Consider the following 11718-nt stretch of genomic DNA (forward strand, 5'->3'; position numbering starts at 1 on the left):
AGGAAATTTTCCAATACCGACTTCGTAAAGGCTTCGTTAGGATCAGTCCCATCGATGTGGGGGAGCCGCCGTCGCAAGACGGCGAGCACGAGTCAGCCGTGGGGACGGCGGGCTCGAAGAATGGCAGGACGCCATTCCGCCGGAGTCTGGACAATTTGCGCGTAGCACGAGCAATTCGGATACGTCGCACGTCAAGAGACAACGGTAAGCCGTAGGGCGGACAGGAGTCCTCCCGCGGCTTTTTTTATGCCCGTCTTTCCACCTTGCCTGTTGTGGGCTCAAGGCCGCGCCAAATCTCCGTGAAACCAAATGCGCTCCCTCCCCTCCTCGCATGGGAGGGCTGGGGTGGGGTCGCTCAAGCTTGCCGGGAGGTAAGGGGTCGAAAGCCCTACCGCCTCTTACCACCCATCGGCTTCACATACAGCACCAGGCTGTGATCCTGAATCTCATAGCCGTGCTTGGCCGCAATATCGCGCTGCAGCCGCTCGATCTCTTCACTGACGAACTCGATTACTTTTCCGGTGTCCACATCGATCATGTGATCGTGGTGCTGGCCACGATCCAGCTCGTAGACTGCCTGCCCGCCCTCGAAGTTGTGCTTGCTGAGGATGCCGGCGGCCTCGAATTGGGTCAGCACCCGGTAGACCGTAGCCAGGCCGATATCTTCCTGATGGGCCAGCAGCTTCTTGTAGACATCTTCGGCGGTGAGATGGCGAACGCCATCTTCTTCGAAGATCTGGAGAATGCGCATCCGGGGGTGGGTCACCTTCAACCCGGCTTTACGGAGTTCTTGAGTTTCCTGCTCCATTGCAAGCTCCCGATACACGGCCAAATCGAGCCATAGTGTATCATCCACACCTTCACGATCCGGACGCACTACTGATGCAAAAGCTGATTCGCACACTGGGCTTCGCCACGCTGGCACTTTCCCTGGCCGGCTGCCATATCGTGTATACCCCCGACGTGGCCCAGGGCAATCTTTTCGATAAAACCATCGACAAGAATCTTGCCGACCAGCTCAAGCCGGGTCTGACCAAACGCCAGGTACTGGTGCTGTTGGGCACGCCTTCCGTCGCCACGCCGTTCAACCAGAACCGCTGGGATTACGTCTCCACGTATTCGCATCGTGGAGAGAAGATGAAGCTCAATGCCATGAGCCTGTACTTCAACAATGATGTGCTGGTGCGTACCGAAGGCACGCTCTACTTCCAGGATGCGCAGAAGCTCGTCCAGCAGAGCAACAAATACAAGACCAACTACAACGTCAACGACAACTCGGGTGACAAGAACCCGGACGCCGGCGGTGATAGCGGTGGCAGCAACGGCGGCGATAATGGCGGCGGCGACAACGGTGGTGGCGGCAACTAAGCCGGACCTGTCCGCCCGCTTCAACCCGCGCGGCGGCGCCTGGCGTCCTTCGGATCAAGCGTGAGCGGCCGGTAGATTTCTACCCGGTCGCCATCGTGCAGCGGTTCCTGCGGTGGCACGCGGCGCGAGAAAATGCCCAATCGCGACGGGTCGAACGGCATCTGCGGCATATCCTGCAAGATGCCCGATTGCTCCACCGCCTGTATCGCCGTACTGCCGGCAGGCAAATCCACGCGACGTACGAGCTGGCGCTCCGGTGTGGCACAAGCAACCTCCACGGTGATGCGCTCAGCCATAGACCTTTTCCGCCTCGTGGCAGAAATCATCCACCATGCGGTTGGCCAAACCCTGGAAACCCAGCTTCAAGGCCGCGCCACCCAGGCGGCCGGCATAATCGAAATCCAGCTCCAGCGCGACCTTGCAACCGTCCGTGCCGAGCGGAATGAAATCCCAGAAACCTTCCAGGCTGCGGAACGGCCCGTTCACCAGGCTCACCTGCAGGCGCTGCGGCCGATGGATCGTATTGCGGGTGGTAAAGCTGTGGTGAAAGCCGGCGAACTTGAGATCCAGCCGTGCCACCAGCATGTTATCCCCCCGCTCGATCACCTCGGCGGTGGCACACCAAGCGAAGCGCTTTGGGTATGCTTCGACCTCATTGACCAGATCGAACATCTGCGCCGGCGAATACTTCACCAAGGCACTGCGGCGGATTTGGATCACGGCACCCTCATTGGAATCTAAGGTCGAGCCCGTAGACAGATAGCCTGTGCGGGGGCGACGGCGCAAAGTTTAGCGGACATGGCAAAAGCAAAGGACAAAGACAAGAAAGATGCCGGCGGCACTATCGCGCTCAACAAGCGCGCCCGCCACGAGTATCACATCGACCAGCGCTTCGAGGCGGGCGTTGCCCTGCAAGGCTGGGAGCTGAAGGCGCTGCGTGCCGGCCGCATCAACTTCGGCGACGGCTATGCCGTGGTACTCAAAGGCGAGATCTTCCTCATCGGCACTTCCATTCCGCCGCTGATCAGCGCCTCTACTCACGTGGTGCCGGTCGACCGCCGCACGCGCAAGCTGCTGTTGCATCGTCAGGAAATCGACCAGCTCATCGGTGCGGTGGAACGCAAGGGCTACACCCTTGTGCCGATCGCCATGTACTGGAAAGGCAACAAGGTCAAAGTGGAAATTGGCCTCGCGCGCGGCAAGCAGGAACACGACAAACGCAACACCGAAAAAGAGCGCGACTGGCAGCGCGAAAAGCAGCGCACCATGCGCTCGCACAATCGCGAAGCGTGAGAGATAAAGCGAAAGCGTGAAGAGGGTTGATGAGTAAAAGAAAAGCGCCGCAGTCGGGGCTTTTCGGTTACGGCTCACCCCTTTCCGCTTTGTCCTGCGCAAGCCGCACTACAAGTCTTTCTTCCCGCTATGCATGTGACCCGTATTCGGGTCGTGGCGCTGGAAATAAACCCGCGTGCGACCGTTCTTCTGCTTCATCATCACAAACGCCTGATCGCCCTGCCCTGGATAATCCAATCGACCAAACGTGCTTGCGCGCGGCAGGGTTCCATGCATTGTCGCGCCGTCTTCAGCCGGGCGTAAATGCAGCATATTGTCCCGGCGCTTGGCGATAGTGCAGCCACTCAACTGCGTCGTCAGCGTGAGATCCTCGTGCTGCCGGTGGAGCGCAGAGCGGCTGATCGTTCCAGTCTGCCATTGCGGAATCTGCTGATCGGTCAAGCGCAGACCGCCGCCAAACTTGTCGTGCGCCACCTGTCGCATCGGCAAAAACGCCGCCTGGAAATTGGCGCCAGCCTGCGGCGACTGATGCGCCCCATGATGCGCGGCCGCGTCCGTGTCAAAGATCAAATGCAGATGCGCCTTGGGCGTGCGCGTTACGCCATCATTGCCGTGAATGTGCGTCATGCTGTGCGGGAAAGCCGTGGCGTTTCCCAGGTCATGCCGCAATTGAAAGGTTCGCTGGGTATTCGCCAGAGCGCCCACCCGGTCCGGCGCTTCCAAATGCGACTGCACCGCATAAGTGCGCAAGAACGCCGATGGATGCTGCCGCATCAACTGCTCCGGCGACAGATGTCCGTATTGCCACTGCCGCCCTTTCTCGATCAGCTTCTGACTGCCCGTGGCCTTGCCGACCCGCTTCATCGCCCAACCGAGCGTTTCCCACATAGACATGGAATTCCCCCTTATGCCAAGCCGTGACTACCCAGCTTCAGGCACCTTGACCGCAAAGCGACCAAGCCCATCAAGAAGGTATTGGCGCTCACGTTAAAACCTCGTGTTTTCGCGCATGCAGCGCAGTGACTCGCAGGGGGGCTACCCGAACACCCGCATAACTTGATGTAGCACCCATCAACGCCCATACTAGTCGATCCAGCGATCTGTTTTTCCCCGGGGGTGTTCTGGCTTCGACGGGGGTAGTGAGATAGCTTGGTGCATGCCGAGGGGGCAGCTTTCCTCGTTAATCCAGCAGCAAACTTATAGTTGCCAACGACGACAACTACGCTCTGGCCGCTTAAGGCCTAGCCCCGAACCCACGTGTGCCTGTGCTAGTGGATGTAGGGTCATTATCACGGGATCGCCCAAAGCCGCCGCCTGTCGGCCAGGGTTAAATCAAGCAGGCTGGTCCTTCGATGCGCCTCGCACGCTGTGCTGTCGCGGGATGAGATTCAACAGTGAGCTAAGCATGTAGTACCGGGCGTCAAGCGCCTTCGGACGCGGGTTCGACTCCCGCCACCTCCACCAAAAACCTGTAGCGACCAGTTTTGATGTGTCGCGAATGTAAAACTCAAAAGGTCGGAAACCCAGCAACATCAACGGTTCCGGCCTTTTTTGTTGCCCGCGAAGTGTCAAAGCTGTCTTGATGTGTCGCGACCCATAGCGATTTTTTAGTGATACGGATTAGGATATGAACCGCATCCACCCCAGACTCATATCACTATGGCGCGAACCGTCAAACCTCTCACCTCCACGCAGGTAGCCAACGCCAAGCCTGGCACTGGAAAGACTCCGACGCGCCTGTATGACGGCAATGGTTTGTACCTAGAGATAAGTCCGCAGGGCGCGAAGTTCTGGCGGATGAAGTACACGCTGGACAAGGTCGAGCGTCGCATGGGTCTCGGCGCCTACCCCGCCGTGTCACTTGCCACTGCGCGCGCTGAAGCTGATAAGAAGCGCACACTGATCGCGAAGGGTATCGATCCGGTGCAGCAGAAACGAACGGATCAAAACGCACGGATCGAAGCCGCCGGCTCCACATTCGAGCTGGTCGCTCGCGAGTGGCACGCAAAGATGTGCGCGACATGGAAGCCCTCGCAGGCGAAGACTGTGATGGGTCGCCTGGAGTACAACGTATTCCCTTTCATCGGCAAGCTACCCGTGGCTGATGTTGGCAAGGCCCACGCGATGGATATCGTCAACCGCATAGCGAAGCGCAACAAGCCGGAGACTGAGCGCCGCGTTCTGTCCAACCTCCTACAGGTGCTCGCCTACGCTTCCAAAACACTGCGCATCGAGCGCGTGCCGTTCGCGTCTGTAGATATCGGCATATCTCCGGTCAAGAAATCGAGCCACGCCGCGCTCACGTCACCGGATGAAGTCGTGGCACTAATGCGCGCGATCCACGCATACACCGGTTCGGGTGTCGTGAGGTACGCGCTGCAGCTCGCGATGTTGACGGCCGTGCGGCCTGGTGAGCTGCGCCATGCGGAATGGTCAGAGATAGACCTCGACGCTGCGCGATGGATGATACCCGGTGACAAGATGAAGGGCGGCGCTGATCACCTTGTTCCGCTCAGCGTCCAGGCTATCGATATCCTGCGCGAGGTGTATGCGATCACCGGTCGCGGCAAGTACGTCTTCCCGTCCGCGCGCACGCCGAACGGATCGCGTGCAATGTCCGATAACGCCATCCTGTCCGCGTTGCGCAGGATGGATTACACCAGCGATCAAATGACCGGCCACGGGGTGCGTGCCATCTTCCGCACGCTTGGTGATGAGGTGCTGGGTCTGCGCGTCGAGTGGCTGGAGATGCAGCTCGCGCATGCGGTGAAAGACGTTCATGGCACCGCGTACAACCGCACGAAGTTTCTGACAGAACGCACGGCCATGATGCAGACGTGGGCCGACTATCTCGACTCGCTGCGGACCGGCAAGCCAATGGCTGAAGCGGACAAGTTGCATCAGTTCAAGCGAACCGCATAACCCAAGTGATACGATCGCATGCGCGCCGACGCATGTGGTTCTGCGGATTCCGGTCACAGTGAGCAATTATTCCAGCGAATCCTGAACAACCTGCCGGCGCTGAACAAGGATGGAGGGCCTACTGCTGTCAGGCACCACCGGCTATATTTTGAAAAGGTCCACTTCCCGCCGAGCGCGGACATTTCGTTTTCGATGACGCTGATACGCCCGACAATCTGAGTAAACCACCTCGCGGAGATGGGCATGCAGAGAAATCCACTATGGCCGTATGAGCTCGCTGAAGCGCTTGGTAGTATCGCCATTAGCTTCGCGAACTATGAGTTCGTGTTCGCTCATCTTGTAGGGTTCGCGGAAAACTTGGATAAGGAAATCCTCTACAAGGAGGTGCTAACGCTCTCACCATCAGAGAAGCTCAAGCGGTTGAGGCTGAAATCCGCAGGGAAGACGGATGAAGTCTCAAAGCTCTATTCAGCACTTTGCGATAGGTTTGAAGTAATCCTTGAAGAACGTAACCGGTACATCCATGCGTACTGGTACAGATCACAAGAAAGGTCTGGTGAATTCGTATTCGTGGACATTCACGGAAGGAAGGACAAGCTGAGCAAGGAGACACACACTTGCACAGTTCGTGACGTCATGGTGGTAAGCACAGCGTGTCACGTCCAACTTAATAACCTTCAGGCGCTGCGGTCCTGCACCGAGACAGCTCCGTTTTTTGCATATTACCTACCGCCGGACGCGCTACCCATTTCCAGCGGAGTGCTTAGAAAGGTCCCTCATGATCACCGAAAGCAAAGTTAAGTAGGGTCATGTCCACTATCGACCCCAAGCGGACATTATTTGGGTCAGACTTGAATGGGGTTTCAGAAGGCGTATAGGCGCTATACGACTCAGTGTGAAGGCGGAAGCGCCGTCGTGGTTGTTGAGAATTTAGTGAATACGTTTGGAGCAAGGGTTTGCCTCTCCTAGTTGACGCATCCGAGGGCTGCTTAACGGCGCTCATGGCAAGGTCCATGACGAAGCGAGCTGCGGGGACCGCCGTTGTTGAACTCCAAGCCCTCGTCAACCAGCATGTTAAACGTTCTAAAGATGTCCGCGCCATCGTGCTTAGCGGGGATGACGTAGCGGAGTTACTCACTGAGTTGATTTCCATTGTCGAGCAGGCACTCACCCGCTGGGCTTCCATTTACAGTCCGGTGCAATGGCTGTGGACCCTTCGACGCGTCGATCCCAGTGTGTTCAAAGGTGATCTTTCGACGACATTCGGATACGACCTGGCTTTGGCGGAGACAATTTCGGGACACTCTACCGCCCGGGGCGGCGCGCGCATCGCCTCGAATCAACTCGCTTACGTGCTTGCGGAATCAGATGCAGCGCGAGTTTGGCGCTTCTGCGCAGGTGTGCGCTATCTGTCCAACCTTCACCAAACCTACCGTTGGGCGAATAAAGGAGCCCCCGTCCGATTTGCCAAACGGGGGCCACCACAAGCAGAGCCATCGGATGAATTGCGGCAAGCCGCCTACGCGTACGATCAGCGCATGGACGCCAGCTCCTCTTACTTGGCTCACTCGGGCAATATAGCGATCCCCGATTCGGGAGGCGACGCCGCGATTACGGCATTTATCCAGTCAGAACCGTTCATCATGCGCGTACCTGATTTACCAGGTCCGCCTGCACTGAAAGCCGAGACAGTCACTCGCTACGTGCCACACACGGTTGATTTTGGGCCGTACATCAAAGTCATTCTTCACGAACCAACGCCGCGTGATCCGTCCATTGCGAAAGAAGTCGCGGCCCTGGGATGCCTTCTATCAGCACTCTACGAGTTCCTCTGGAATCACCGCCAAATCTCCGGCGCGCTCCAGCGCGGGTACCTGCGCTGGAGGCGTGAGAAGCTCGAGCAAGTCTTCGAAGACGCTTACACTCGGCTTCCGGCTCGATTCAAGAAACTTGTTGCGTGGTCCGGAATAGTGTCCGCTGTAGAGTGGATAGACATCATCAAAGGTATGCGAGGCATGAGTTGGCCACTCGTAGCAGGTCCGGTCTTGAGGATCGACGACGACGAGGTTTTGCTCGATCTGTATTCGGCATCGGTGCGGCTCAACACGTTGATCAGTGACTTCGCACGGGATGGCGAGGCTGCGAATACCCGATCCAACCTTTTCGAGCTCCGTGTTCAAGGGCTCTTGGATGAGTCGCCGTGGCAAGCGCCCACCACCGTTCGAAATATGCGTGGACTAACTTTGCGGCTTGGCGGAAAGCACCTGACAGACATTGATGCCATTGGCTGCAAGGACAATCAACTTCTGCTCGTCTCCTGTAAGAGCACGATCTATTCGCCACAATACGATGCAGGCGATTTCCGAGTAATTCGCAACCGTGAATCACTGTTGCTCGGCGCCATCCGGGATTGGGAGAAGAAGGTTACCTTTCTTCAACGCAACCCCGTTGGTGATAACTATGATTTCTCGAACTTCGACCTTATCGAAGGCGTGGTCTGCACACCGCTTCCAGTGTTTGTGATGCATATGCCGGATGTCTGCACGACGCCCAAGGGTCTCCTTTCTGGATGCAGCTTTGTGGAGCTTGAGTCGTGGCTTGGCAACGGCACTTCCTGAGGATACAAACGGCTGGAACGCAATGTCTGCTTCCGACCCAAATCAGACATTACGATGGTCGGCGGTTTACTGAGGCGAGGGGTAGTTGGTGTGAGCCAAACCAATGACATTGATCGGTCGCAGTCATCGATGCGGAACGCGTTCAAGCAGGACGTTGACGCCATCGCAGGTGTGTTGATCGAAGTGTTTGGTCTTCGCTTCAAGAAGGAAGTGGAACACCTGAGCGACCCTCTGGAACGTTGGTTCGACTTCGCCTGTCGCTTCGTCCCGCCATTGCCACGACAGGTTATTTTCTCTGATCAATTTCCCAAGCAGCTTCCCTCCGACGCCAAGCGGGGGTTGAAGCACTTTCTGCGACGGGTGTGCCGCGGCGAAGACATCAATCCGTATCAGGGGCGCGGATTGAAGCTACGGCACGATACGAGTGGCGCTGATCGAACCGCCCGGACTGATTTCCTCTATGCATCGTGGAACGTGTTGCATTTTCATCTCAGCAATCAACCGATCCCGCGAGAGCGATACTTTTCCAAGCCAGCGGATTGGCTGGCATTCTGTGTGGTGACGAATGAGCAATTGGGACTGATCGATGTGGTTCGTCATCCAGCCATCAAGGGCTTTTCAGACCCCGCGATCTTTGAGGCGCTCGCACGGAACTGGCCTGATTACGTCGAACCTCATCGAATGAAAGGTGTACTTCCCGGGCGTGCGCCAACTCAGGATGAAATCCATGAGATGCGCATGAGAGGAGGAAACCCGGCCTACGTCCACAATGGGCATGCTTACATCGGACCAGGGGGCGGATATTCAGCTGCCGGCACACCAATGAAGACGGCCAAGATCATGATGCATTTAACTCGCGCGCTCGATTGGCTAGCGGAATACGTCTGGGACAGTTCAAGTCCATATCAACAACACGAACGACTGCTCGATGTGACGGCGCCGCGCTTTGCACTTCGGTTGTATCCAGAAGGCCTGGGTCTTTTCGAAGAAAAAACTTCGACATTTTTTGCACACCCTCGGCAAGACGCGCCCTCAATGGGTAGCGTGCGATGGTTGTCCGATATGCTTTTGCCCCCGTGGGCGCTTTCTGAGGTGTTGCGGCAAAAGCATCGTTTTAATTCCCTATTCTTTTTGGCCAACCCAAAGGCATCGTAGTGTCAATGAATAGGGATGGCTTCTCGTCTAGACGAAACTATGATGCTGATAGGATAAAGGGCAGCTATGTGGAAAGACCTCCTAGAAATAGTGAGAAAAGACCCATGCCCGCCTAAACAGGCGCTGGAGGTTATCGAATACCTTAAGCGCGGCGCCAAGGCGCGCTTCTACGCTGACGAAAACTTTCCATCTGCCGCCACAGAACTGCTCCGATCAAAGGGTGCATCGGTCAGAACAGCCGTAGAAGCGAATATGCTTGGCCTGCCTGACGAGGCCCATGCAGCCTATGCACTAAAACATAGGACCATCTTGCTTAGTTGCGATCGCGATTATTTGAACAACGGACGTTTTCCGCTGATCAGTTGCCCTGCGATCTTCGTTTTTCAGTTTGATTCTGGCACGGGCGAAGAGATGCGTCTTGCCTTTAGATGCCTGGACCCTGTTTTCAGCACACCCCAGTTTTTCGATAAATGGTGCAAGGTCGATGCCTCCGTCCATGAGTGGACGAAAAGCTATCGATCTTTGGACGGAGCGACATCAAGGGAGAGACACCGCATCCACGAAGGCAAGCATCAGCTTTGGATCGAAGAGTACTCTGTCGATGGTACGCGCAATTGATGCGTTGAACCTGAAATTGAAGTGGCACTCACTCTGGGCGTTCTATGATTCCGATTCAATCGAATATCTTAAATAGATTCTTCTTCATCAAGGCCGCACGATATGGAACGGCGTTCACCATCGAAGTGCACGGCATCGAATATCTCGTCACTGCGAAGCATTTGTTCGATCAGGATGCTGATAACAAAGCTATAGAGCTGTTTCGCAACAACCGATGGACGCAATACAAATCCAGCGCCATCACATTTTGCAGGAGCGAAGTAGACATTGCCGTTTTGCGTCTGCATGAGCAGCTCACTCCACCCGACCTACCAGTTACGGCAACCGTAGGAGGCCTAGTTCTGGGGCAGAATGTATATATCCTAGGTTTTCCATACTTGATGCACGAAGACGTGGGGCAATCACTCGGCGGCAATCCGTGCCCTCTTATTAAGCGAGGAACCGCAGCTAACCTTGGCACTCGTAATCCGCAAGTGTTGTTCGTAGACACCTTGTCAAATGAGGGGTTTTCAGGAGGTCCAGTGGTCTTCGTTGCGCCTGATGCTCCGAAAGAAGTTCGTATCGCAGGTGTAATTTCGGGGTTCAAGACACACCGGGAACCAATAATTGGAAAAAAAGGCGAACCGACAGGTGACTACGTCGAGTTGAACACTGGACTACTTCGCGCATACGGGGTCAGGCATGCGGTCGAGCTAATCGGTCGTTTCCAGCGATGAGAAATCGATGGGCAGGTTGCGCACATTCCCGAGAAACAGTCACGGGTAGATCTATCCTGTTTGTAACTCCCGGAGTCTGGTATCGATGCGACCACAAATCTCGTCCGCATCGAGCGGGTTCTGTACGGTCACCAAGTGATTTTCGATGTTTTCCTTCGTTAAGAGCAGCACACCGTGCTTAGCGAGATCGATATCGCTCTGAGGGATATGAGATCTCGGGGATTGACATACCAGCACGGTTAGAATTTTGTTAGCTCTCTTTTCGCGCACAAATACACTTCGCAGCGCCTCTCGGCGCGAAACCAAGTTGCCAATTTTCGACATGACGTCAGTCGTTTTCAACGTGCATTCAACGAGAAGCACTTGGCCGCCGGGAGTTACCCCAACGATATCAGGGCCATCATCAGCTATTGGTAGCTGCGGTGCAAATCCGCTAATGAATAACAGCGCAGCGACCGCCTTCTCAAAGGCTCGGCTATCAGAGGTCTTCAAGCGCTCTCTTATCTTTACCAGCCCGTTGTCAAATACATGCGACATTGTGTATCGGATGTTTTGCGAAAGCGTTGGATCAATGAACCATTGTCGCTGAACATTTATATTTCCGATAGACAACGCTATAAGCGCGCTGTGGGCGCCAGGCAGCCCGACAGTACCCATGCCTCGAATGCGCTCACCTTTTCCGTACGCGTCCCACTCCAAGGTCTCACTAACTTGCTTTCGCAAAGTAATGCCTTTGGGCGGTTGGCCAATCACGGCAACGCTAATGGTTGAACTCTCAACTGTCGGCATTACGTCGATAGCTAATGACAGTTTCTCATCCGAAAGAGAGCTTTCGGCTAACGCAATTGCGGCTGGGGGATAAACAGCGACTGCAATGGACGGTACGCCCGCCGGGTGGTGATATTGGTTCAATGACAACCATTGCAGGACGTCAGAGCTGGCCCCAGTGGTTTGAACAGCGAAGCCCGGTTGGATAAGTGGATTGCCTGCGTGGTTTAAGCGGCTTTGGGCAAAGCCGTTATCGGGAA

The 11718-nt window shown here is 55.9% G+C and carries 13 protein-coding genes and 1 other RNA gene; 9 read left to right on the forward strand and 5 right to left on the reverse strand.

Annotated features, from left to right (window positions below):
- Nucleotides 1–388: 388 nt before the first annotated feature.
- Nucleotides 389–808, reverse strand: coding sequence for a ferric iron uptake transcriptional regulator (fur, locus tag DWU98_RS17510; protein ID WP_115496882.1), 420 nt, complete (start codon nucleotides 806–808; stop codon nucleotides 389–391).
- Nucleotides 809–882: 74 nt separating this feature from the next.
- Here fur and DWU98_RS17515 point away from each other — a divergent pair, with 74 nt between their 5' ends.
- Nucleotides 883–1368, forward strand: a complete 486-nt coding sequence (locus DWU98_RS17515) for an outer membrane protein assembly factor BamE (RefSeq protein ID WP_115496856.1) — start codon at nucleotides 883–885, stop codon at nucleotides 1366–1368.
- Nucleotides 1369–1388: 20 nt separating this feature from the next.
- Here DWU98_RS17515 and DWU98_RS17520 read toward each other — a convergent pair whose 3' ends face one another.
- Together DWU98_RS17520 and DWU98_RS17525 are read right to left on the reverse strand one after the other, a co-directional pair.
- Nucleotides 1389–1664 carry an RnfH family protein gene (locus DWU98_RS17520; RefSeq protein WP_115496857.1) on the reverse strand — a complete coding sequence of 92 codons (276 nt, stop codon included), beginning with the start codon at nucleotides 1662–1664 and terminating at the stop codon, nucleotides 1389–1391.
- Nucleotides 1657–2088, reverse strand: a complete 432-nt coding sequence (locus DWU98_RS17525) for a type II toxin-antitoxin system RatA family toxin (protein ID WP_115496858.1) — start codon at nucleotides 2086–2088, stop codon at nucleotides 1657–1659. Before DWU98_RS17525 ends, DWU98_RS17520 begins: the two co-directional genes overlap by 8 nt.
- Before the next feature lie 78 nt (nucleotides 2089–2166).
- Here DWU98_RS17525 and smpB point away from each other — a divergent pair, with 78 nt between their 5' ends.
- Nucleotides 2167–2661 carry an SsrA-binding protein SmpB gene (gene smpB, locus DWU98_RS17530; RefSeq protein WP_115496859.1) on the forward strand — a complete coding sequence of 165 codons (495 nt, stop codon included), beginning with the start codon at nucleotides 2167–2169 and terminating at the stop codon, nucleotides 2659–2661.
- 108 nt (nucleotides 2662–2769) lie between these two features.
- Here the strand turns inward: smpB and DWU98_RS17535 are convergent, their stop codons facing one another.
- A complete protein-coding gene (locus tag DWU98_RS17535; protein WP_147293360.1) occupies nucleotides 2770–3555 on the reverse strand; it encodes a hypothetical protein in 786 nt (261 codons plus the stop codon).
- 218 nt (nucleotides 3556–3773) lie between these two features.
- On the opposite strand from DWU98_RS17535, the gene ssrA reads away from it, so the two are divergent.
- The 7 genes from ssrA (at nucleotide 3774) to DWU98_RS17570 (ending at nucleotide 10690) form a co-directional block, all read left to right on the forward strand.
- Nucleotides 3774–4125: a transfer-messenger RNA gene (gene ssrA, locus DWU98_RS17540) on the forward strand.
- A 195-nt stretch (nucleotides 4126–4320) separates the two neighbouring features.
- Nucleotides 4321–5583, forward strand: a complete 1263-nt coding sequence (locus DWU98_RS17545) for a tyrosine-type recombinase/integrase (protein WP_115496861.1) — start codon at nucleotides 4321–4323, stop codon at nucleotides 5581–5583.
- A 243-nt stretch (nucleotides 5584–5826) separates the two neighbouring features.
- Nucleotides 5827–6384 carry a hypothetical protein gene (locus tag DWU98_RS22315; protein WP_230474906.1) on the forward strand — a complete coding sequence of 186 codons (558 nt, stop codon included), beginning with the start codon at nucleotides 5827–5829 and terminating at the stop codon, nucleotides 6382–6384.
- A gap of 212 nt (nucleotides 6385–6596) precedes the next feature.
- Nucleotides 6597–8201, forward strand: a complete 1605-nt coding sequence (locus DWU98_RS17555; RefSeq protein WP_147293361.1) for a hypothetical protein — start codon at nucleotides 6597–6599, stop codon at nucleotides 8199–8201.
- Between the two features lie 90 nt (nucleotides 8202–8291).
- Nucleotides 8292–9356, forward strand: a complete 1065-nt coding sequence (locus DWU98_RS17560) for a hypothetical protein (protein ID WP_147293362.1) — start codon at nucleotides 8292–8294, stop codon at nucleotides 9354–9356.
- Nucleotides 9357–9422: 66 nt separating this feature from the next.
- Complete coding sequence (locus DWU98_RS17565; RefSeq protein WP_115496865.1) at nucleotides 9423–9974, forward strand: DUF5615 family PIN-like protein; 552 nt, start codon at nucleotides 9423–9425, stop codon at nucleotides 9972–9974.
- Nucleotides 9975–10018: 44 nt separating this feature from the next.
- Nucleotides 10019–10690: a S1 family peptidase gene (locus tag DWU98_RS17570; protein ID WP_115496866.1), complete on the forward strand. Its 672-nt coding sequence runs from the start codon at nucleotides 10019–10021 to the stop codon at nucleotides 10688–10690.
- A 51-nt stretch (nucleotides 10691–10741) separates the two neighbouring features.
- Here DWU98_RS17570 and DWU98_RS22005 read toward each other — a convergent pair.
- On the reverse strand, nucleotides 10742–11718 hold a 977-nt coding region (locus tag DWU98_RS22005), incomplete at its 5' end, for a hypothetical protein (protein ID WP_158545106.1).

The organism is Dyella monticola (assembly GCF_003363155.1).
In the GTDB taxonomy this organism is placed as follows: domain Bacteria; phylum Pseudomonadota; class Gammaproteobacteria; order Xanthomonadales; family Rhodanobacteraceae; genus Dyella_B; species Dyella_B monticola.